This window comes from Vibrio sp. Y42_MX_L11, assembly GCF_024181785.1.
Taxonomy (GTDB): Bacteria; Pseudomonadota; Gammaproteobacteria; order Enterobacterales; family Vibrionaceae; genus Vibrio; species Vibrio diabolicus.
Genome location: NZ_JAMZAP010000027.1, coordinates 1 through 23,837 on the forward strand (window position 1 = coordinate 1; position 23,837 = coordinate 23,837).

The following is a 23,837-nucleotide window of genomic DNA, read 5'->3' on the forward strand; positions in this document are numbered from 1 at the left end:
CTGATCATCAAATCGATCTTGAATGTATTGAAATTATTGTGATTTAAATGTACAAATTAGTGGAAACATCACTTCACGTCACCCCTTATGCCATAAAGGATTTTCATGATCTTGCCCTGCCAAGTGCAGCCATTAAAGAAGCGTTTAGTGATATAGAAAGTCATGAACAAGCGTTAATGAAAGGTGTTGAGGGTACGGTTTCAAGTGTTATGTCGCTTGTTGAGCCTACGTCGATATACTCAGAAGCTTTAGCTAAAGACACGGTTATTAATAAGGTTATTCCAGCAAGGAAATATGCTCAAAGTTGGAAGCGGTTTGAGGATATTCATGAAAAGCTATCCGATGACATTGTCAATAAAGAATCTCCATTTTATTTAGAAGATTTCGCTAAACACTATGAGTTAGCATTAAAAAATAAAAGCTAGGAAATAGGGTGATGAAAAGAGTTTATCAGTACATTTTGTTATTAATTTCAATGGTTTTATTTGGATGCTCAGCAGCCAATTTAGTTGTTGATCCATATTCAGATTTAGAAATAACAGCAAATCACAATATTAACCCTGACTCCAATGGTAGGCCATCCCCTGTAGTCGTGTATGTTTTTGAATTAACATCAAATACCCTTTTTGAAAGTCAGGATTTTTTTTCAATTTATGAAGAAAGTGAAAAAGTCTTAGGCCCTGATTTAGTGAATAAATATGAAATATCATTAACTCCAGGTCAGAAAGAAACATATCAGGCAAGTATGTCTCCAAAGACTGAATACTTAGGCATTGTCGCAGCGTTTCGAGATATTGAAAATTCAAATTGGCGACAAGTCATTGAAGTGGATAAGACCGGTTACAACACCTATCAAATTCTGTTAGAAGATCTGTCTTTGGTCGTAAAATAACGTTTAGTTGGCTAATTATAAATGACGCAATACTCCAAGACGGCTTGGTGCGAAGGGATGTTTTTACGTCCCCAGCACTTTCAACAACATGAACGCGCAACCTCTCAAGAATTCAAAGGCTTACATCAGTTTGGTGGGGCTTATAATTGGGGGGTTTGGAAATGTCGAGTAAAAGAACATGCATTAAAAGATGGTCTGATTGAATTAGATCACTTTGAGGCAGTTTTGCCAGATATGACTCTGGTTAATACCTTAACAGCCAGCGATTCGGTTGTGCCTTTATTTATTGATAAAGACGTAGAAAATACGTTAGTAAAAATCACTCTTCCCCTTTCAAATGTCAAAGGTAAAAATGTTTCTGATGTAAGTGAGGCGATCGTTTCTCGTTATGTACTTAAAGACGTTGACGTTATAGATAATCTCACAGGGCAGGATGAAGAAACGATTCAAGTCGCAGCCCTAAACCTGGAACTGAAAGCCAGCAATGACAAATTAGCGGGTTATGTTGAGTTACCGATATTGAAAATAAAAGAGGTAACGGCAGAAGGCGAAGTAATACTAGACGATTCGTATGTTCCACCGCTTATCAATTTACTTAACGACAAAGTTATGTCGGCTTACTTGCGTAACGTTATTGCGATGACAAAGATGCGTGCCGACGTTATTGCGCAGCGATTGATTAAGGGCAAAGCCGCATCTGCATCTGCTGTTGATTTCATCATGCTACAAATGTTGAACAGGTATGAGGCGATGTTAAAGCACTTTAGTGACCTAGACAGGCTACATCCATTGGAATTAGCGACGACCCTGAAAGGTTATATTGGTGAATTAGCTACGTTTTCTGACAAAACCAAGAGGATGCCAAGCTTACTTGCATACGATCACTTAGATGTATCAAGTGTTTATAGCGAATTGAATCAAGTTCTGAGTCAATATCTGAGCGTTGTCCTTGATCAAACTGCAAGCAAACTTCCTTTGGAGCCACGACAATATGGAATTCAAGTGACGCCACTTCCAGATAAGCGTTTACTTGAATCATGCCAGTTTGTGCTTGCGGTCAAAGCTGATACGACAACAGATGAAATCAGACGTTTAGTCCCGGCGCAGCTCAAGTTTGGACCAGCGGAGCAGATTCGTGATCTGATCAACAATCAGATTAATGGCATAAACGTAGCGCCATTGAGTGTAGTACCGAGGCAGATCCCTTACCAAACGGGTTATGTCTACTTCGAAGTAGTCAAGAAAGGCCCGTTTTGGATGAGGCTGAAAGACAGTGGTGGTATTGCGCTGCATTTATCGGGGCATTTTCCGAATGCTGACCTTGAGCTGTGGAGTATTAGTCAATAGGTGTGCTCAGTATGGAACAAACGATCGTAAAACCAACACCGGGTGGAAGAGCGCCCGCACCGAAACCACAATCAGAAAAGTCAGCAGATAATACGGTAGTTATCTCAAAAAGTCCTGAATTGGTGAATAACGATTCAGTGGTTGCTTATGGGAACAACCCTTTATTGGCAGAAGCGAATGGTCTTTTATCCATTATTGGTCAAATTCGAGCGACAGCGACTCATTCTGACCCGTTGTTTCTAAAAGAGACGTTGGCACAAAAACTTAGAGATTATGAGAACCGACTACGCCACCACGACGTTGATTTGGACACTATTGATACGGCTCGTTACTGTTTGTGTTGCTCGTTAGATGAAGCGGTGCTCAATACTAATTGGGGGGGGCATTCATTTTGGAGCCATGACTCATTGCTTAGTTCTTTCTATGCCAGCAGCCAGGGTGGGGAAGCGTTCTTTAAGTACCTTGATAAGTGCATGGCGCAACCAGATACAAATTTAGATTTGCTTGAATTGATGTACGTGTGCTTATCGCTTGGGTTTCTCGGCCAATATCGTTTGGAAAAAAACGGACTGGAGTCTCACCGAAAACTGAGAAGGCAGATTATCGCTATTCTTAAGTCTTACGGAAGAGGGATACCTCAAGAGCTAAGCAATAGTATCGAACAACACATTTTGAATGGCTCTAAGGCTTCCGACAGAGCTCCTCTCTGGGTTGTGTGCTCCGTAACGGCTGCATTATTGGTTTGTATATTTATGTATTTTAGCTATGAGCTAAACAAGGCTTCCAACCGCACCTTTTCTCAATTAGTCAATTTGGTTCAACCGCAACAGCTTAACCAAGATACAACGTCAGAATCAAAATCAGCGCCAATTTCAGAAAGGATCTCTATGTATCTGGCAACCGAGATCGGGAAGGGGCTAATTAACGTCGAGCCGTTGCAAGACAGGGTAAGAATTTCGTTAAAGTCGCAAGATCTATTTGAATCAGGTAGTGCTGATGTTGTTGCGTATATCCAACCCGTAATTTCTAAACTCGCTAGAACGTTGGAGTCGACCCAAGGCAAGATCATTGTGACAGGTCATACCGATGATAGGCCAATTTTCACGAGTAAATATCCTTCGAACTGGCATCTATCATTAGCTCGAGCTACTGCTATGTCTGAACAACTTATCTCGAATAGCGCACTAGAAGGTCGAGTCATACCAGAAGGGCTGGGTGATGCAAGACCATTGGTTGAAAACAATAGTGACGAAAACCGAGCTATTAACCGTCGAATTGAAATCGACCTCCTTGTCGCGAATTAATAACAGGTAGATAGAGATGCGTATTAAAGAAATTGGCAGAATATTTACTCAAAGGTGGTTTCTCGGTCTTATTGGTGTCGCTGCTTGTTCAATTTTTATTTGGGTTGTTGGTCCACTTATCACGATAGCGGGATATGAGCCGCTAAAGAGCGACTTCCAACGACTCGTCACGATTTTGGTGCTGGTGTTTGTGTGGGCTTTATTCAACGTGACTAAGCAGCACAAGCAAAAAGTTAAAGAAGACGAAAGTATTCAAACGTTACTTGAGGTTGATAGTCAGTCAGATAAAGAAGCGGCGAGTGAAATTGACTTAATGCGCGAGCGTATTGAGCAAGCTGTCAAAGTAGTAACGAAAACACATAAAGGAAAGCGAAGCTTATATGACTTGCCTTGGTATGTGTTGATCGGCCCTCCAGGGACAGGGAAAACAACAGTGTTAAAGCAGTCAGGGCTGGAGTTTCCGTTAGCGGATAGCCTTGGTTCTGACTCTATTGCTGGTGTCGGTGGAACTCGTCATTGTGATTGGTGGTTTGCAAATAAAGCAGTTCTGATTGATACGGCCGGTCGATACACGACACAAGACAGTCAAGAAAAGGTCGACTCTAAAGCATGGCACGGCTTCTTAGGGTTGTTGAAAAAATATAGAACGCAAAGGCCAATTAATGGTGCAATTGTCACGATCAGTTTAGCCAGTGTGATGTCGCAGACAAGAACCGAGCGAAGCCTTCATGCCCGAGCTATCAAGTCGCGCCTTCAAGAACTGAAGAATCAGTTAGGGATGCAATTTCCTATTTACGTACTACTGACCAAAATGGATTTAGTTGCGGGTTTCAATGAGTTCTTCTCTGATCTAAGTAAGGAAGATCGTGAGGAATTGTTCGGTTTCATGTTTCCGCGTGAAGTGGCTGATGAAAGAGGGGTTATTTCTTTATTCAATAAAGAATTTCATGGCATGTTGGAGCGCCTTGATGCGCGAATGCTGAGAATCCTTGAAACTGAAGATGATTTAGAGAAGCGAGCACTTATTTTTGAATTTCCTAAACAGCTAAGGGTATTGCAAGCTAACCTTGATGAATTTTTAGCGGAAATATTTGCACAAAATAGTTTTGAAGAGCCAGCCTTGATTCGTGGTGTGTTTATGTTGAGCTCGGTCCAAGAAGGCTTACCAGTCGATAAGTTAATGAATGAATCGACCAATGGACTTGGACTAAATCGCCTCGCTCTAGCAAAAAGCCCAACAGGATCTCATAGTTATTTCGTGAAGAACTTGTTTGATAAGGTTATTTTCAAGGAACAACTGTTAGGAACGGTTAATCGTCACTATCAAAAGCAGTCAGGGTGGATGCGCCGAGGTGTTTACATTGGCTGTGCTTCTCTACTGCTAGGTGCGTCTGCACTTTGGCTTATGAGCTACAAGTGGAATTCTCAGTTGATTGTCGATACCAATGAGCAAGCCGGCCATATTGAAGCAATGATTGGTGCTGAGAGCCTAGATTTTGAGGCGGATATTATCTCAGCCGTAGAGACATTAGACCGATTGATGACGCTTCCTCTAGGAAAGCAAAGCAACTACGGCGATGCTGATTCCGTAAAAAGGTTTGGTCTCTATCAAGGAGATAAAGTCTCACAGGCGGCGAACAATGCATATTCTGATGCGTTGACCCAATATTACGCTCCCTTGCTTCTTGATAGCTTGGTGACGGAAATGGAAAGTAATCAACAGCATCGAGAGTATTTGTATGAAACGTTGAAAACTTATTTGATGTTATTTAATCCAGACAAATACCAACAAGATGAAGTGTTGGCTTGGTTTAACTTCTATTTTGAACGTCAATATCCGGGTGAACTAAATCTAGACTTAAGAAAAGGTCTGTTACAGCACACTCAAAATTTATTAGAGAATAATGGACAAGGCTTTTCTTATAATACTGCTGCCGTGACTAATGCTCGCGAGGTTTTGACACAAATGTCTCTACCAGAACGTGCTTATCAGCGAATGAAGATACAATTTTCGAAGAGTCATGTTCCTTCATTTCGTTTGACTGATGTCTTGGGGCCTAAAGGGCTTGAGCAGTTTGAACGAGCGAGTGGAAAGCCGTTATCACAAGGCATTTCGGGCTTTTATACGTACAATGGCTTTCATAGCATTTTTCAGATTCAGATCAACCGTACAGTAAAAAGCCTAATGGAAGAGAACTGGGTTTATGGTGACGATCTTAAGGCTCATGAAATTGATCAAGATAGCGCTATTCAAGGAGTCCAATCTCGATACTATCAAGATTATGTGAATGAATGGAAAACTCTGATCGAAGATATTCAACTTAAGCAGGCTCCGAGCCTAGAGCTTGCAACAGAACAAGCTAGAGTTCTATCTGGAGTTGAAAGACCAATCGAATCGTTGTTGAGGGCAATCCAAAAAGAAGTTGGTTTGTCGAAAGTATCATTGTCAGAAAATCAGAAGGCCACTTCTGAAGTCGCTGGTAAGGTTGCCAAAGTTAAATTTTCGAATACGGCAGATAGACTAGACATGTACTTGCCTGAAGAAAATGGTTTCAATGTTGCACTGCCAGGTAAAGAAGTCGAATCTCATTTTTCGGAGATCTTACGTCTCGGCGAACAAGACTTTGATGATATTCAACAAGCTATGGTTAACTTGCGCTCGTATTTAAGCGATTTATCAAGCTCAGGTAATAATCAGAAAATTGCTTACAAAAGTATTTTAGATGGGACCGTTACACAAGATGTGGCTGCTTCCTTTGCTCGCGCTAAAGAACTTTTGCCTAGGCCATTTAATCAATGGCTAGGTGAACTTTCTCAAGAGTCAGTTAAGTTTGCGGAGAGCGGGTCGAAAGATCATCTAAATCAGCTTTGGGTTACGCAAGTGGTGCGCCCTTATCAGCGGACTATTGCGGGTAGATACCCATTCGAGCCAAATGCAAGCAGAGAAGTAAGGCTGAAGGACTTCAAACGTTTCTTTGGTTATGGAGGTACGCTTGACTCATTCTTCCAAGAGTATCTTGAACCGTTTGTCGATACTTCGAAAAGTCGTTGGCGATTAGAAAAGGAAATTGGAGTTCGTCCAGAAACGCTGATGGTCTTTCAAAGAGCGAAGCGTATCAGGCAGTCTTTCTTTGAATCTGATAATTCATTGCGCGTAGAGTTCGGTATGAAACCAGTGTATCTGGATCAGCACATTACTCGGTTTGTTCTAGAGTTAGGTAAGCAAGATTTGGTTTATAAGCATGGACCAGCACGAGCTAAATCCTTGAGCTGGCCTGCGGGTCAAGATCAGACTCGAATAGTGTTCACACCACCAGAATCTAAACGTGAGATTGCCCATACTTATGAAGGTGAGTGGGGCATATTCAAACTGTTAGATCAATCACTTAAAGCAAGACCAGAATCACGTAAAGACAACATAGTTATGATTGATTTAAAGGGAAATAAGGTGCAACTAGAGCTTATTCCGTCTAGTGCTATTAATCCGTTTTGGTCAAATGAAATGGAGAGGTTCAGATGTCCACGAACCTTGTAACATCAGCCTGGGGTTATATCGGTAAAATGCCTGCAAAAGGAGACTTTGTGAAAGATGGCTTATCACAAGATTTTTCAGAGCGCTGGCATGACTGGCAGCAGGCTGTTATTGCAGTCAGCAGAGAACAATTGGGTGAAAGTTGGAATGAGCACTTTTTAACCGCGCCTGTGTGGCACTTTGCTCTGGATGTTAGTTACTTAGAAGACTCGACATACATTGGTAGTATGATTCCTAGTGTAGATGCATGCGGTAGATACTTTTTCTTTACTATAGCTCGTGCCGTAAAAGGTGAAGCTGCGCAATATTGGGGGGACAAAGCTTGGACCGAGGACAGTGCATCTCTTGCCCTAGCAGTACTTGAGGACGACTTTGTATTTGATGTTTGGCATAAGAGCATGCAAGAAAAAAACGATTTAGTGGCGAATGTAAAAAGTGAAGTGCGGCCTCTTAAGTTTCTTTATCAAAGCCAAATATCTACGATTTTTCATGATCAAGGTGGAGCAGATCAAAGCGCACTTTTGAATTACCTCATTAAAGAAAAATTGAGTAAGCCATGCTTTTGGTGGACTGAAGGCTCGACTCTAGTTGAACCATGTATGTTTATGACCAGCGGTTTCCCTTCTATTGGTCAATTTTCTGCCATGCTTGATGGCGGTTGGAAAAAGTGGAATTGGTAGGATAGAAGAATGAATTGGAACTATTTTACCTTTGCTAAATCGCACGCAGGAAAAGTACGCCCTTATAACGAGGATGCTCTTTTAGATATGACAGAGCAGCATATTTGGGTTGTAGCCGATGGAATGGGTGGGCATAGTGCTGGCGACATAGCAAGCCAGATGCTAGTGGATAGAATCGCGCGCCATATGCAGGATGTCCCAAATACCAATATCGATGATATCCGGAGTGTGGTTCAAGCCGCGAATTTAGAAATTTATCAATACGCACAAAATCACTTAGACGGTAAAACGATGGGAACAACTCTCGTTTTGTTGTTTATCCAGGACGGGTATTACCACTGTCTTTGGGTCGGTGATAGCCGAATTTACCAGCTTAGAAATGGTCATTTTTCTCAAAAAACACGCGATCATAGTCAAGTTATGGATTTAGTCGATCAAGGGTTATTGGCATTTGAAGATGCTGAGTCACATCCTCTCGCAAATGTTATTACCAGAGCTGTTGGGGTAGATGAGAGTATCACTATTGATCAAGTTTCAGGGCAGTTGGCTGATGGAGATCAATTTCTTCTGTGTAGTGATGGGCTTTCTAAAGAATTAACGAGTGATGAAATTCACCGGACATTGTATGCGGACTCAGTAAATCAAGCAGGATTAGCACTCATGCATTCGGCGTTAGTGAGAGGTGCAAGTGATAACGTTACTTGTGCGTTAGTCAAAGTTCGCCAAGCGCAGACGGAATTTGAAGCAGTAACGAGAGAAGACGCGACGATCCCCGTTTTTCTTAGAGGGAGGTCTTATGAATAGTGAGATGTTCGATTGGTATGAACAAGCGTTGGCTCCTATATCTCAAGAGAATCCCACAGGTGTTGATCCTAGAGAAGATGTCTCGCCACAGTCCGCTTATTACCGATTAAAAGATCAGCGTATGGCTGCGCGAAATGCAGAGCGCAATGCGCTTATAGAAGAAGAAAGCATTTATACCCACAGTAACTTATGGCGTGTATTTATTGAGGAAGTACCAGAGATACTTACGAATCAGTCTAAAGATTTGGAATTTGTTGCTTGGCTTATAGAAGCCCTAACTCGATTGCATGGTTTTCGTGGTATGGGCGTTGGGTACAAACTCGCAACCGAGTTCATCGAGAAGTTTTGGGATGATCTCTATCCAATGCCTGATGAGGATGGCATTGAAACAAGAATATCGGCGATTACTGGCCTCAATGGTATCGATAGCGAAGGAACACTTATTTTCCCTATTGCTTGTATCCCGCTTACTGACGTAGGCGTTGAGCAAGCGTATGCCTACTGGGAATATCAGCAAGCTATTGAGTTGGAGCGTTTAGATGAAGATAAGCGCCGAAATCGAGTCGATCTTGGCGCTACAGAGCTATCTGATATTACAACTACAGTTAAATCTACCTCTGATGCCTTTTATCGTGAGCTAATCGCTGATCTGGAGTTCGCCACAGAGTCATTTAATGAATTCAGTCAGCGATTAGATGAAGCGGTAGGTGATGTCACTCCTAGCTCTTATATATCAAAAAGGCTTGAATCAATACACTCGGCATTAAAGCATCTCCTTGGAGAGCGTTTTAATCAACCACAAGCTGTGTTTGAAGAACTGGAGGAGGTGGATGAATCTTCTTCTTCGGAACAACAAGTGAGTTCACAAAGTTCTGATGCACTATTAGCGACAAACATGAAATCACGAGAGCAGGCGATTAGACAATTGCAGCAAGTGGCTGATTTCTTCAGAGAGAGTGAGCCTCACTCACCAGTTTCTTACTCCATCGAACAGATCATTCGTTGGTGTGGAATGCCTCTGCCGGAGTTACTGGCGGAACTTATCTCCGACGGAGATGCAAAGAAAAGCTACTTCCGTTTGGTTGGCATAGCAGAACAAAATGAAAATTAATAAAGGGAGAATGGTATGACGAGTATCCACTCGAAACTGTCACGAGTACGGAAGCCTCGTGTCCACATTACCTATGATGTTGAAACTGAAGGTACAACTCTTAAGAAAGAGCTACCTTTTGTTGTAGGTGTAATGGGTGACTTCGCTGGTCAAAACACTGAAGCGTTGAAGCCATTGAAAGACCGCCGTTTTATTCAGATCGATCGAGACAACTTCGATGATGTGCTCAAAAAGATGAACCCATCGGTTAAGTTCAAAGTTGCGAACAAGCTTGCGAACGACGATTCACAGTTTGAGGTGGATTTGAACTTTAAATCAATGCAAGACTTTGAGCCCGCTGCGATCGTAAATCAAGTTGATCCACTGCGCCAACTGATGGAAACGCGTAATAAACTGCGTGATTTGATGACAAAAGTTGACCGTTCTGAAGAGCTTGAAAACATCTTAGAGGATGTTTTGAACAACACAGACAATCTGGCAAAACTTGCGGGCGAGTTAGATCTTGGCAAGAAAGCGAAGTCAGACAGTACTGAAGGAGCGGAATAATGACGACTGAAGCTGAAAAGCAGTTAGATCCAACTGTTAATGAACAAACAACTTCATTTTTAGATCAAGCTATTGGTGCAACTAAGCAGACAGAAGCCTCTCGTGCTGAAGAGCTAATTAAAACGCTCACTGAAGAAGCGATGAAAGGGACGGTTACTTGGAACAAAAACCTAACGGTAACTTTTCGTGAAGCGGTTAATTTACTTGATAAACAGATTTCTGATCAGTTGTCTGAAGTAATGCATCATCCTGAATTACAGAAACTTGAAGGTTCTTGGCGTGGTTTAAATTATCTAGTGATGAACTCAGAGACGAGCTCTACTCTGAAAATTCGCATGATGAGTATGACTAAGAAAGAGTTACATAAAGACTTGAGTAAAGCGGTTGAATTTGACCAAAGCCAGATCTTTAAGAAAGTTTACGAGTCTGAGTTTGGCAGTGCAGGTGGTGAACCTTATGGTGCATTAATTGGTGACTATGAGTTTACCAACCACCCAGAGGATATTGAGTCGCTGCGCCTAATGTCAAATGTAGCCGCTTCAGGCTTCTCCCCATTCTTGTCCGCGGCCTCACCAGCACTATTTGGTTTTGATGAGTGGACTGAACTGTCAAAACCACGCGATCTAGACAAGGTCTTTGAGTCGTTAGAATACGCTCAATGGCGTTCGTTCCGTGAGAGTGCTGATTCACGTTTTGTTAGCCTGACTATGCCGAAAGTTCTGGCTCGTTTGCCATACGGACAAGCCACTGCTCCAGTTGAGGAATTTGGATTTGAAGAGTTCGAAGTAGACCCAGTGTCAGGTATTGCTGTCAATGCTGAGCATAATGACTACTGTTGGATGAACTCTTCGTATGTTCTTGGTGTTAAGTTAACAGACGCCTTCTCAAAATATGGATTCTGTACAGCTATCCGTGGCGCAGAAGGTGGTGGTCGAGTGGATAATTTGCCAACACATTTCTTCATGAGTGATGATGGCGATCCTGATATGAAGTGTCCAACAGAGATTGGTATTACCGACCGACGTGAGGCAGAGCTGGGTAAACTTGGTTTCTTACCGCTTTGTCACTACAAAAACACCAACTATGCGGTTTTCTTTGGTGCGCAAACCTGTCAAAAACCGGCGAACCACGAATCTCCAGAAGCAACGGCTAATGCGGCGATTTCAGCACGTCTACCTTACATGATGGCGACATCTCGTTTTGCGCATTATTTGAAGGTAATGGCTCGAGATAAAATCGGTAGCTTTATGGAGGCAGAAGACGTTGAGTCTTGGTTGAACCGCTGGATTCTAGGCTATGTAAATGCTTCAGAGGGTGGTGGTCAAGAGATCCGAGCGAAATACCCTCTAGCAGATGCTCGTGTCCAGGTTAAGGAAATCCCTGGCGCACCAGGTTCTTACAATGCTGTAGCATGGCTTAAGCCTTGGCTGCAAATGGAAGAATTGACGACATCTTTGCGACTTGTTGCAAAGATCCCTCAGTCGGGTGGATAAGAGATGAATTGGCTGGTCGTAAGGCCAGCCATACCAAATCGTTATGTTCTAGATGGAAATAGCAGTGTCACTTAACTTTCGCGATCCCAGTAAGCTAAAGCATGAATTCAGCACAGGAGGCTATGCTGAGCTTGATAGCCCGTGGTTGACTCGATTCAATGAATCTTCTGATCTTGTAGAGTCAGCTCGAATTTGGCTAGAAGGTACGCGTTCAAGAGATTTGGACAGTTTTCGTCATAGTGTGATGAACACGATAAACCGAATTGATGAGCTATTAGAATCTCAATTAAACGAAATAATACATCATCCTGAGTTTCAACAACTCGAAAGAGGTTGGATCGGCGTGAGGTATTTATGCGAACAGGTCGACACTCGCTCATCGGACTCCGTCAAAGTCAAGGTGTTGGCGGCAACATGGAATGAAGTCAGTAAAGATGCACTAAAAGCCATCGAGTTTGACCAATCAGCACTATTTAAGCTGCTCTATCAAAATGAATATGGCATGGCCGGGGGAGAACCCTTTGGCGTGGTAGTTGGCGATTATCAACTTCGTTGTGATGCGAGTAAAAATTATTTTGATAGAGATCTGTCTGTGCTCAGCAAGATCTCTCAGTCTGCAGCGGCAGCATTCAGCCCGTTCATTATGTCAGCATCGCCGGAGATGTTTGGTGTTGACAGTTTTTCACAGCTCTCTGCGATAAGAGATATTGCGGCCCAATTTGAACAGGCAGATTACGCAAAATGGCGCAGTTTGAGAGACAACGATGATACCAAATTTATTGGCCTGACTGCGCCGAATGTTTTATTCCGTCAGCCATATAAAAGTGATGGTTCGCGCAACGATCAGTTCGACTTTCAAGAGCATGTCTACGACTCTAATCGCGATTTGCTATGGGGGAGTAGCGCGTATTGTTTTGCGGCCGTATCAATTAGAGCGTTTCAGGAGCATGGGTGGTTTACGCACATGCGAGGCATTAAGCAAGGGGATTATAGTCAGGGTATTATCGTCGCTCCTACTAGGAACAAAATGCGCGTTAATGGCAAGAATGACCGTGAAAGATGCCCTTTAAACTTAAAGATCTCTGAGAGAAAAGAACAAGAGTTGTCTGAATGCGGTTTCATTTCTATTTCTCCTGTACCTGAAACCGATATGGTAGGAATGACCTCGAATGTATCTCTCTACAAGCCTAAGCAATATGCAGAAAAACACATTTCAACGAATGCAAAGCTCACGTCGATGTTGCAATACACGTTGTGTGTGTCGCGAGTCGCACATTATCTCAAGGTTATGGGGCGTGACAAGATTGGTGGATATCAAGATGCAGAAAGCCTTGAGCGAGACTTTCAACGATGGTTGCATCAGTACACTACCGCGTCGGATGAAGCATCTGATGAACTTAGGGCGAAGTACCCCTTAAATGAAGCGAAAATTACGGTTCGAGAGAAAAGAGAAACTCCAGGACACTATTACTCTGTTATCCATTTGCGACCGCACTTCCAGCTCGATCAAATGGTATCTAGCATTAAATTAATTACTGAATTATCACCAGAGCACTTGGTGTAAGGAAATAACAATGACCCAATGGAAAAATGCTTTGTCCCAAGGCCAATTGCAACAAGCTCTAGAGCTATTAATTGATGAAATTAAAGCGGCGCCTAAAGATGCAAGCTTGAGAAGCTCGTTCATTGAGCTGCTTTGCATTGATGGAGACTTCGAGCGTGCGGATGAGCAACTTATGCAATCGATCAAATTGTTTCCTGAGTATCTACCTGGTGCAAGTCAGTTGCGACATTTAGTGAAAGCGGCCCAGGCTAGAAAAGATTTTATCGACGGTGCGGCTAGTGCCAAGGTATTAGGTGACGAGGAATTCACTAAAGAGCTTGTTCGCTTTAACCTCGCTCTCAAAAATCAAGACTATGCAGAAGCGTCACACCTAGCGCATAGCATTGAAGAGCATCGTACTATTAAAGGCTTTAACATAAACGGTACAAACTATGAAGATGCTAGGGATATTGATGATCGTTTAGGTGGTTACATTGAACTGTTTTCCACCGCGGGTAACTATTTTCTTGTTCCAATTTCTAGCATTCAAGCGCTAGAAATAAAAGCACCTACCTCTTTATTAGAAAGTATTTGGCGACCTGTAGAGTTTGATATTGACGGACTTGGCGAAGGAGAAGGCCATATGCCATTGACCTATGTTGACTCAGAAACTGACGCACAAAAGCTAGGTCGAGAAACAGATTGGAAACAGCTTGGTGAGCAAGAATCCTTCGTGGGTTTAGGCCAAAAATGTTGGCTAGTTGGTGATTCAGCCCTCCCAATCTGTGACTTGATTACATTGTTAGAGTCGAAACAAATAGCGTAACAATAACATGTCTTTAACCGTTTCTCTGCTCGACAAATTGATGGATAGTGATCCTTCAACTAGAGATGAAAAAGACTTCCCTACGAGCCAACAACAGATGTTGAACAGCTTGCTTAGAGATCTGGAGTCTATGTTAAATAGTCGTATCGGATGGAAAAACATTCCTGATGACCTTTTAGAGGTTCGCTATTCAATATTGAATTATGGTCTGCCAGATTTTTCCTCGATGCCTTATAGCAGCCAAGAGGGGCAGAATCAGCTTTGTGACATTGTTCATGATGCAATTAAAGAGTTCGAGCCTAGGTTAAGGAATCCTTATGTCCAGATTTCGGACGAGAAAAACGCTATTGATAGGGTGTTGAGGTTACAAATTAGCGCCACTTGCTTAATCGATAACAGCATTCATGAAGTGCGATTCAATTCTGAAGTAGAGCCGGTAAATTTAGGTATGAAACTGAGTAGAGCGAAATGAGTGAAGAGTTTCTCAAATACTATAATCGCGAGTTAGCTTATTTACGTCACAAAGGACAAGAGTTTGGGGAGCAGTATCCTAAGATCGCTGCGAGACTCCGTATCAGTGAGGAGCAGGTTGACGATCCACATGTAGAAAGATTGCTAGAAGGCTGTGCATTTCTAACGGCAAGGATTAGACAAAGTTTAGACAATAGTTATCCTCAGTTCACTGAATCTTTGATGGGGCAGTTATATCCGGATTTTCACGCACCAATTCCATCAATGTCCGTCATTAAGATGAACTGCTCTAGCTCCACTTCCTCTTTTTTTGACGTAGAAGAAGGTGAGCGAGTCGTTATCGGTGCTCCTGGATACCACGAATGCGAGTTTAGAACCTGTTATCCGGTCAGAATGTACCCTGTTGATGTGACCTCTGGCGCTTTCAAAAACGCACCGCTTAAATCGGTGGGCTCCCAATGGGAAAGCCATGCTCATTCAGTTTTGAAAATCCAGCTCACCGCCCAAGATGAAGAGACATCTCTGAGTGACATGGGATTAGAACGGTTGCGCTTTTATTTAAACGGGCAATCTCAGTTGACGTTTAAACTTTACCAAATGCTATTTCAAAATCTAATTGGTTTATCTGTCGTTGCGGGTGGCAAAGAAGTTCGTTCTTTAACGAAAAGGCATCTTATTGAAGTGGGATTTTCAGAAGATGAGAAGGTTGTTCCATACAGTAAGAGAAGCTTTTCGGGAGCAAGATTACTTGTTGAGTATCTGCACTTTCCTGAGAAGTTCATGTTCTTTGATATCACTGAACTTGGATTATCAGAGCTAGCTCTTGGAGAGCAAGCTGAACTGTATTTTTACTTTGATACCAATGATGATTGGCTTCCTAAGCAAGTGGATGAAGAGAGCTTGATGGTTGGTTGTGTGCCAGTCGTCAACTTATTTAAAAGTGTTATGGAGCCCAAGCGTATTCTACCAACCGAGTACGATTACCACTTATCACCGCAATACCAGGAAGCCGAGAGTAACGAGGTTGTCTCTATTTCTGACGTAACATTGAGAAACTGGAACAAAACGTATCACAACCTGCCATGTTATCACGCTGGTGAGCACACGCATTATATGAACGCCAGTGAAATTTATTGGTTGATGAGACGTGAGGATAAAAATTGGGCTGGTGGATACGATGAACCGGGCAGGGAAACTTACATTTCTTTTGTTGATAAAAGGCATCAATTGTTCAGTCCAGAGAGCCGAGAAAACTGGCTAATGTACGTTGAAGCGGAGTGCTGCAATCGTAATTTAGCGCAGAAGCTTCCATTTGGAGGCGGTCTTCCAAAAGTCTCTTTGCCGGAAGTAAATGACAACTTCGAGTCAGTTCGTTGTTTAGTTTCTATATCAGAAACCCTCCGGCCAGAAATGGATGAAAGTACACGATGGCAGTTAACTAAGCTTCTAACTTTAAACCACTTTACCGAAGAAGATGGATTAACAACTTTGAAGCAAACTCTGAATCTCTATGCATTTTCTGGGACCGCAGAAACGAAAGCGGTAATTGATGCTTTAGCGAAGTTAGAGTTCGAGCCGACTACAGGCAGAGTAAGTCAGAAAGGTAAAGTTGGTTTTGCGCACGGTATAAAAATCATTTTGACGGTTTCTGATCAAATTTTACCTAAAGAGCAAATCTTCCTCCTAGGTAGTGTTTTATCCGTTTACTTTGCACAATATGCTGAAATTAACATTTTTACGCAGCTAGAAATAAGACTTAAGTCAACGGGAAAACCCTTCCACTTATGGCCTGCATTAACTGGCGATAAGGTGTTGCTATGATCGCGGAGCAATTTTATCGAGATCTAAAGCAACATCCGTTGTTTGAAGCAATTCACCTTATCGAACACGAGATCTTGCAAGCCGAGGCACAAATAGGGACAGATGCTCTACCTAAGCATGAAAAACTAAACCTAAAGGTCAACCCATCGTTAGGTTTTGAAAATGCGCAGCTTTGCGATCTGAAACATATTGATAGCCACAAGCTAGCACTAGAAACTAATCTGATAGGCCTAACGGGTGAGCAGGGGGTGCTTCCTCAGCACTACAGCGAGTTAGCTTTGCATCGTCAAAAAGAAGGCGATACAGCAATGGTGGACTTCTACGATATTTTTAACCATCGTTTACTGTCTCTTTACTATCGATGCTGGCAACTAAGTCAATTGACCGTTCAGTCTCGTGCTCATGCACAGGGATTACGTTCACCTTTAGAAGATTGTAAATCGGCATTAACTGGGCAGGGTAGTTCTTTGTCCCTGCACTATGGTGGTGTTTTTGCTTCACCGACGAGAAGTAAAGCTGGACTAAAAAGTGTTCTTGAATGTTTATCTGGATGCCAAGTAAAGATTCATGAGTTTCAAGGGCAGTGGCTACATCTTGCAAAAGAAGAGCAAACACGTCTTTCATCTCGAACTATGCCAGAAGGGCAGTTTGCTCAACTTGGTTCCGGAGCATCCTTAGGCTCGAAAGCTTGGAATATAAACGCAGGAACAACGATCGAGTTTCTGCCAAAGCACAAAGATCTGGTTAGTAAATTACTGCCTAACCATCCAAATGTAGAAATTATTAAACGTGCGGCTTATGAATTTATTGGTAAGCATAAGCAAGTGAAATGGCAGCTCACCACCAAACATAGTTTATTACCTCAAGTTTGTTTATCAAAAAAACATGGTCAATTAGGTGTTGGTTCTGTACTTAAAAAACATAAACGCACAAAAGATCGAACCATAACAATTACTATTTAAAGGAAACATAATGGCTTCACTCTCACTTTCAGCGTTGGTCGAAAGATTGTCTCCTCAGGCTAAGGAAACACTTGAACAAGCAGCTGCGATGGCAAGCTCTCGAACCCATCACAGTATTGAAATGTCTCACTGGTTAATGACGATTATTCAACACCCTGCCGATATTTACTCGGAAGTTTTCGACGAATTTGATGTCGATAAAATCAAGGTTGAAACTGATCTTCAAAAGACACTTGAAAAATACAAAACGGGATGTCAATCGGTCCCAGGTCTTTCAGCTCACACAGTGACTGTGATGCAAAATGCTTTGCTATCGGCAACGATTGAGTTCAATCAGGAGCAGTTGGATTGCATTCATCTTTTATTTGCCTACTTGTCTGATGATACGTTAGTCAACATGGCTGGTTCGATTAGCCCTGAGTTAAACAAGATAGAACCATCTCGGTTATTGAACTTTAAAGAAAGTAATACGCGTCAATCAGGATCGAATGACCTAGGGAAATCAAACGCGAATTCTGCGCTGAATCAATTTACAACAGATCTTACTGAGCAGGCTAGGGAAGGTAAGATAGATCCGGTTATTGGTAGAGACAATGAAATCCGTTTAATGATCGACATCTTATTAAGACGTCGACAAAACAACCCGATTCTAACTGGTGAAGCTGGCGTTGGAAAAACAGCCGTTGTTGAAGGTTTGGCGCAAAAGATTATTGATGGCGATGTACCTCCTGCTCTACAAAATGTAGCGATTAAGTCTTTGGATCTGGCGTTATTGCAAGCTGGTGCTGGCATGAAAGGTGAGTTTGAAAACAGACTTAAAAACCTTGTGAAAGAAGTTAACGACGCACCACAACCCATTATTTTGTTTATCGATGAAGCACATGGTCTGATTGGTGGTGGGGGACAAGCAGGACAAGGTGATGCAGCGAATATTCTAAAGCCAGCGTTAGCAAGAGGTGAACTCAGGACGATCGCAGCAACAACTTGGGCAGAATATAAAAAGTATTTTGAAAAAGACGCGGCTCTTACCAGACGCTTTCAAGTAGTGAAGGTCGACGAGCCAGCGCCGGAGCTAGCGATCGAGATGTTACGTGGTTTACTTGACGTAATGGCACAACACCATGACGTCCACATCACTAGCCAGGCTCTCAATGCTGCCGTTCAACTCTCAGCTCGATACATTAATGGCCGACAACTGCCAGATAAGGCTGTGTCTGTTTTAGACACAGCCTGCTCGCGAGTCGCGTTAAGTCAATCGTCTACACCGGGAGGTCTAGATGCGAAAAGGAATAAACTAAAAGCCAAGCAAGCTGAATATGAGCACCTAAGCCAAGAAAGTCAGCTAGGTGCACCTCTTGATATGCAGTTGCAAGATGTCAGAAAAGAGATTGATGTTCTATCTAGTGAAATAGTTGAACTAGAGACGCTGTGGGAGAAAGAAAAAGAGTGGGTAAGTGAAGCTAAGTCACTTAGAGCTCAAATAATCAAGGAGGGTTCTGAGACTGCTAGGGACAAGTTACAAGAGCTCGAAAGTAGCCTCTCCGCTAACTCGCAGCCATTAGTATTTTCGCATGTCAATGAAGCGCTTGTTGCAGAAGTAATTTCAGATTGGACCGGGATACCACTGGGCAAACTTCAGGATGATGAAATCCAAGCTGTACTGAGTTTGAAAGAGAGTTTGTGTAAACGAGTTGTCGGACAGGATCACGCTTTGGAAGTCATGTCTGAAGTGATAAAAACTGCCAGTGCACAGCTCACGGATGAGACACGACCAAATGGTGTATTTCTTCTCACGGGACCAAGTGGAGTGGGTAAAACTGAATCTGCTTTAGCTATTGCAGAGAAAGTGTACGGCAGTGAAGAGAATGTCACAACTATCAATATGTCCGAGTTTAAAGAAGAGCACAAAGTTTCCTTATTATTAGGCTCGCCTCCAGGTTATGTTGGGTATGGCGAAGGTGGTGTACTTACTGAAGCCGTCAGACGCAAACCTTATAGTGTGATTCTCTTGGATGAAATGGAAAAAGCACACCCTGGAGTTCAAGATATTTTTTATCAGGTATTCGATAAAGGCTCAATTAAAGATGGTGAAGGTCGCGATATAGATTTTAAAAACACTATTATTATTATGACCGCGAATACAGGGACCGAAACGACGATGTCTTTGTATTCTGATCCTGATTTATCTCCAGAACCTTCAGCACTAAAAGATGCTTTGCGTGACGATTTGTTGGTTGACTTTAAACCTGCATTTTTAGGACGTGTTAATGTATTACCTTATTTGCCTCTATCAAGAGAAGTATTGATAGAAATAACAAAATTAAAATTAGCCAAAGTTACGAATCGCATTCGTAAAAATTACGGCGCTGACCTATTTTTTGATGAAGAACTAATTAATGATATTGTAGACAATAGTAATGAGTCGGGGAGCGGTGCACGTGTGGTACAGACAACCATAGAAAACACATTACTTCCTAAGATTTCTCATGAAATATTGCATGCAATTCTTAATGATAAGACGTTTGATGAAATTATTGTTAAAGGTACAACTAGTGGACTTGATGTCTCAATAGTTTAACATCCTTTACACTCTCAATAATAATTGGGAGTTGGTTCATATTAACTATTATTTTTTATAAAAAACGCTTAAATTAAGTCTTATTTAAAGATATAACAGGGCGTATTTAAAATGAAGTTTTTGATACATTAATCACTAATTATCATCAAACGTCAGATAATTAAATTACTACGATATATGTCAATTAATAATGCTATAGGAGATTAGCATGCAGTCTAATACGTATCTTAAATACGCAGATATTAAGGGTGAGGCAACTGCCGAGCAATATAAGGATTTGATTACACTACTATCTGTAGATTGGAGTGTAGGTCGTGAGATCTCATCATACACTGGTACAGCGATGGACCGTGAAGCGAGCGCTACTCGTCTATATGATTTGACTATCACTAAACTTCAAGACCGTTCTTCTCCTGACTTATTTAAAGAAGCGACAATTGGTAAAGGTAAACCTGCGGTTTTCCATATTACTAAGCAAGGTGAGAAAGTTGAAGAAATCATGAAGATCGAACTGACTGATGCGATGATTTCTAACTACTCAGTTTCTATCCAGGATGATCGTCCAGTTGAAACCATCACTATTTCTTACACTGAAATGATGATGACAGTGACTCCTACTGACGATAAAAACAACACTTCTGCGCCATTGGTATACGGCTACAGCGGTGTTAAAGGTCAACAAATGTAATTTTTATGCGGGGGAATATTCCCCCGCATTTTTTGAAAGAAGTATTTAATGAAAAGAGCAACTCAAGATAACAATTTCATCCGAATTTCCTCTCCATTCGGAAAAGATGCCATCATACTAAACTCATTTGAGTATAGAGAAGAGATCTCAGAACTTTTTTCATTGCGTGCTAAAGCTTACTTTAATGATCAACGAAGTGAGTTAAACGAAATAATTGGTAAAGAAGTAACAATTACCCTTGAAAATAGTGAGGATGTTTCTTCAAGACCTCGTTATATACATGGTTATGTATCTGCTGCAAGATTAGAAGGGCAACGAGTTTCTAATACTCATAATGGTGAGAATTATAAAAATATAGAGTTATTAATAGAGCCTAAATTACGTTTCGCCGATTATAGAAAAAATTGCAGAATATTTCAGCATAAAGATATAAAAGAAATTATCTCCGAAGTACTCTCGGAGCATAGTGTCGCCTTTAGTTTTGAGTTAACTAAGTCGTACCCTAAATACACATACAAAGTGCAATATGAAGAGTCAGACCTTGAATTTGTCCGACGCTTATTGTCAGAAGAAGGGCTATCGTTCTGTTTCACACACACTAAGTCTGTCCACACGCTTAAGATTTTTGATGACATCAGTTTCTATAAGCCGGGTACAGAGTTTTTAGTCGATTTTGATACAGGTACGGCTAAGTCTAGCCATATTTCTTCTTGGCATGAAACCCAAGTTTTGACGACTAAAGCAAGCCAAAAGTCTGGCTATAACATGCTTAAGCCTTCGTCTAATCCTAAAAATACTGCCAAGGGTGAAAGTGATTTTTTTACCGTGCCTGAAAGCGAGTATTTTGAATACATGGGTGAAACGGAAAGTGATGATCAATACGCACTTAGAAACACGCACGCTATAGAAGCACTACAGCAAAACGCATATCTGTGTCGTGGCGAGGCAACGTGTCGAACGTTCAGTGTGGGAAAGTGCTTTAAGTTTAAAAAGCATGAAGATAAGTCTCGAGTCGGCAAAGAATACGTGCTGTCCGCCGTTTTTTTATCTGCGGCTGTTTATAATCAGACTGGTCAAGGTGGCACTGCTGCGCAAGGTGTTAAAGTATCATTTAGTTGTGTTGACTCAAAAACAATCCTTCGCCCTTCTGTGAACTATCCGAAACCTCAGATGAAAGGTTTGCAAACCGCAGTGGTAACGGGAAACAAAGATGGCGAAATTTACATAGACAAACACGGTCGTATTAAAGTTCAGTTTCACTGGGATCGTGCTGGCAAATACGATGTAAACAGTTCATGTTGGATTCGTGTTGCGCAAAATATCGCGGGTAACGGATGGGGCTCGGTGTTTCATCCTAGAGTAGGACAAGAGGTCATCGTCGAGTTTGTCAATGGCGATCCTGACCAGCCAATTGTTACGGGGTCACTGTACAATGGTAGTCAACTCCCTCCCTACACGTTACCAGAGCAAAGCTCTCAAAGTGGTTATAAATCGCGTTCTGTACAAAAAGGCACATCTAATTTTAATGAGTTGCGCTTTGATGACAAACCCGGTGAAGAACACATCTATCTTCATGCCGAAAAACTTTTCCAAATGCTAGTTGAAGACTGTGTTGATATTGCCGTTGAAAACAGTAAAACCGAAAAAGTGACGAATGATGTCAATCAAGAGGTTGGCAAGAATGCGACCTTGAAAGTAGGTAAAAACTTTTCTAATGAAACGGGTGAAGTGTTGTCTTTTAATGCAGGAAAGAGTATCGAGATCAAAGTCGGTGGCGCTTCGATTCAGATGTCTAGTTCCGGAGAAATCAACATCAAAGGCAATAAAATATCTATTAACGGCTCTGCTATCGCTCTTAAAGCTGGGCAAATTTCATTGAACTAAGGTGATTTAAAGTGGGTAAACCAGCCGCAATATTGGGCAGCTTTCATCTTTGTCCTAAAAAAACAGGAAAAATTCCTCATGTAGGTGGCCCGGTCGTAGTTGGCTCGCCAAACGTGACAATTGGCGGCATTCCAGCGGCTAGGCAGGGAGATAAGCTTATCTGTATAGGTCCTCCGGATAGCATCTCAGCAGGCTCTTCTAGCGTTACAATCAACGGTAAGCCAGCGGCAAGGGTCGGGGATTCAACGTCTCATGGTGGTAAAATTCTGTCTGGCATGCCTACGGTTTTAATCGGAGGCTAGATGCCACTCGCATTTCAAACTCATCTTCTTGCCATTAATGGCAGGCCATACACTGTTCGTGATATAGCTAACGAATGTTTTAGATTGCCCGCAGAAACACCAAGATCCTATCCTGATCAATCACTGTATGAGCAGATATTAAATCTTGTGCGCTCTAAGCGCGAGATACTGGAGCAAAGTGATATCAAAGGGAATATCTGTGTTCTTTTACCGTCTTCGGTAGATAAAAGCTTGCTTAAGGCATTGATAAACGAGTTTTCTCTTATCCTTGGTAACTCTGCCAATAGAGAAATTTATTTTTATCCTTATGGTCAAGCGGCGTTCTTGATGGCGCTAAATCGGATAAACCGTGAAGTTAACGAAACACAAGCAACTTGGATACTGGCTATAGAAATTGCTCGCGATGCAGAAGAGCATGCCAAATCTCAAAACTCGATCATTTTGACGAAGTGCTTTTTTCAACAGTCCGGCCTTGTTACTGATGATGTTCGAATTGATTTAGATACCAAACAACAAAGCATTGCTGTCGATAAAGTGTTCAAACAACTTGGAGTAGGGTGTGATCACTCACTTAGTGAGTTGCATTTATCCATTGATGGAGATGAGCCTCGATGGTTAAATGCTATGCAACTCTTGTCTCCCTGGGTGACCGATCAAACTCAGTATCAATTTATTGATGTTAAACTAGGAGGGCTGGGCGCATGCGGAGGTGTTTTAAAAGTGTTAATGATTGAGGAGCATCAAAGAAGTAGCCTCAACTCAGACTTCCACGTTTTACAAGCTGATATCGAGCCAGATGGTTATACGGTGGGAGTTCTATACAATTGGCATAACGAGTAGTTCTGGATCTAGTTTGTCCCTTCTAAACGTTGGCTTTTAATGGTTTAAATGTGACGGTTATGTTTACTCGAGACCATCACTTAATGTTGCTTAAAAGGTGTTTATACAACGTTCTTCTCGCTTTCCGGTGAAATAGTGAACCATAGAACATAAACTACATGAAAAGCTGTTCGACTCAAGATATCCTAACCCAAATTAAATAAATTGAGCTTT

General features: G+C 41.9%; 19 protein-coding genes and 1 pseudogene. All 20 read left to right on the forward strand.

The window, feature by feature from the left end:
- Window positions 1-119: 119 nt before the first annotated feature.
- Window positions 120-425: pseudogene (locus NL643_RS20630) on the forward strand (type VI secretion system-associated FHA domain protein); the annotation flags it as partial.
- An 11-nt stretch (window positions 426-436) separates the two neighbouring features.
- On the forward strand, window positions 437-892 hold the full coding sequence (gene tssJ / locus NL643_RS20635) for a type VI secretion system lipoprotein TssJ (RefSeq protein WP_005395676.1): 456 nt from the start codon (window positions 437-439) through the stop codon (window positions 890-892).
- 21 nt (window positions 893-913) lie between these two features.
- Window positions 914-2,239 carry a type VI secretion system baseplate subunit TssK gene (gene tssK / locus NL643_RS20640; protein WP_258658823.1) on the forward strand — a complete coding sequence of 442 codons (1,326 nt, stop codon included), beginning with the start codon at window positions 914-916 and terminating at the stop codon, window positions 2,237-2,239.
- 11 nt (window positions 2,240-2,250) lie between these two features.
- The gene (tssL, locus tag NL643_RS20645) at window positions 2,251-3,543 is read left to right on the forward strand and encodes a type VI secretion system protein TssL, long form (RefSeq protein WP_176319532.1); all 1,293 of its coding nucleotides are present in this window, start codon (window positions 2,251-2,253) and stop codon (window positions 3,541-3,543) included.
- A 16-nt stretch (window positions 3,544-3,559) separates the two neighbouring features.
- Entirely contained in the window at window positions 3,560-7,078 is a 3,519-nt protein-coding gene (gene tssM, locus NL643_RS20650; protein WP_104972679.1) for a type VI secretion system membrane subunit TssM, read from the forward strand.
- Window positions 7,060-7,755 (forward strand): type VI secretion system-associated protein TagF, encoded by a 696-nt coding sequence (gene tagF, locus NL643_RS20655; protein WP_104970766.1) that lies wholly within the window; start codon window positions 7,060-7,062, stop codon window positions 7,753-7,755. The genes tssM and tagF overlap by 19 nt, the downstream gene beginning before the upstream one ends.
- A gap of 9 nt (window positions 7,756-7,764) precedes the next feature.
- Window positions 7,765-8,559 (forward strand): PP2C family serine/threonine-protein phosphatase, encoded by a 795-nt coding sequence (locus NL643_RS20660; protein WP_005398381.1) that lies wholly within the window; start codon window positions 7,765-7,767, stop codon window positions 8,557-8,559.
- The gene (tssA, locus tag NL643_RS20665) at window positions 8,552-9,670 is read left to right on the forward strand and encodes a type VI secretion system protein TssA (protein WP_012842182.1); all 1,119 of its coding nucleotides are present in this window, start codon (window positions 8,552-8,554) and stop codon (window positions 9,668-9,670) included. The genes NL643_RS20660 and tssA overlap by 8 nt, the downstream gene beginning before the upstream one ends.
- 15 nt (window positions 9,671-9,685) lie before the next feature.
- Window positions 9,686-10,216 carry a type VI secretion system contractile sheath small subunit gene (gene tssB, locus NL643_RS20670; RefSeq protein ID WP_005396385.1) on the forward strand — a complete coding sequence of 177 codons (531 nt, stop codon included), beginning with the start codon at window positions 9,686-9,688 and terminating at the stop codon, window positions 10,214-10,216.
- Window positions 10,216-11,709: a type VI secretion system contractile sheath large subunit gene (gene tssC / locus NL643_RS20675; RefSeq protein WP_253645087.1), complete on the forward strand. Its 1,494-nt coding sequence runs from the start codon at window positions 10,216-10,218 to the stop codon at window positions 11,707-11,709. The genes tssB and tssC (NL643_RS20675) overlap by 1 nt, the downstream gene beginning before the upstream one ends.
- A 52-nt stretch (window positions 11,710-11,761) precedes the next feature.
- A complete protein-coding gene (tssC, locus tag NL643_RS20680) occupies window positions 11,762-13,273 on the forward strand; it encodes a type VI secretion system contractile sheath large subunit (RefSeq protein WP_085343743.1) in 1,512 nt (503 codons plus the stop codon).
- Window positions 13,274-13,283: 10 nt separating this feature from the next.
- A complete protein-coding gene (locus tag NL643_RS20685; protein WP_104973744.1) occupies window positions 13,284-14,078 on the forward strand; it encodes a type VI secretion system accessory protein TagJ in 795 nt (264 codons plus the stop codon).
- A gap of 7 nt (window positions 14,079-14,085) precedes the next feature.
- A complete protein-coding gene (tssE, locus tag NL643_RS20690; protein ID WP_012842186.1) occupies window positions 14,086-14,550 on the forward strand; it encodes a type VI secretion system baseplate subunit TssE in 465 nt (154 codons plus the stop codon).
- Window positions 14,547-16,370: a type VI secretion system baseplate subunit TssF gene (gene tssF, locus NL643_RS20695; protein WP_046875359.1), complete on the forward strand. Its 1,824-nt coding sequence runs from the start codon at window positions 14,547-14,549 to the stop codon at window positions 16,368-16,370. The genes tssE and tssF overlap by 4 nt, the downstream gene beginning before the upstream one ends.
- Window positions 16,367-17,332, forward strand: coding sequence for a type VI secretion system baseplate subunit TssG (tssG, locus tag NL643_RS20700; protein WP_046875360.1), 966 nt, complete (start codon window positions 16,367-16,369; stop codon window positions 17,330-17,332). Before tssF ends, tssG begins: the two co-directional genes overlap by 4 nt.
- A 10-nt stretch (window positions 17,333-17,342) precedes the next feature.
- Window positions 17,343-19,910 (forward strand): type VI secretion system ATPase TssH, encoded by a 2,568-nt coding sequence (gene tssH / locus NL643_RS20705; RefSeq protein ID WP_253645088.1) that lies wholly within the window; start codon window positions 17,343-17,345, stop codon window positions 19,908-19,910.
- 208 nt (window positions 19,911-20,118) lie between these two features.
- Window positions 20,119-20,598, forward strand: a complete 480-nt coding sequence (locus NL643_RS20710) for a type VI secretion system tube protein Hcp (RefSeq protein ID WP_005375967.1) — start codon at window positions 20,119-20,121, stop codon at window positions 20,596-20,598.
- Between the two features lie 48 nt (window positions 20,599-20,646).
- Window positions 20,647-22,482 carry a type VI secretion system tip protein TssI/VgrG gene (tssI, locus tag NL643_RS20715; RefSeq protein WP_253645089.1) on the forward strand — a complete coding sequence of 612 codons (1,836 nt, stop codon included), beginning with the start codon at window positions 20,647-20,649 and terminating at the stop codon, window positions 22,480-22,482.
- Between the two features lie 11 nt (window positions 22,483-22,493).
- On the forward strand, window positions 22,494-22,784 hold the full coding sequence (locus NL643_RS20720) for a PAAR domain-containing protein (protein ID WP_005375969.1): 291 nt from the start codon (window positions 22,494-22,496) through the stop codon (window positions 22,782-22,784).
- Window positions 22,785-23,624: an NAD/NADP transhydrogenase subunit beta gene (locus NL643_RS20725; protein ID WP_167427554.1), complete on the forward strand. Its 840-nt coding sequence runs from the start codon at window positions 22,785-22,787 to the stop codon at window positions 23,622-23,624. It abuts the gene before it with no gap.
- The last annotated feature ends 213 nt before the right edge of the window (window positions 23,625-23,837 follow it).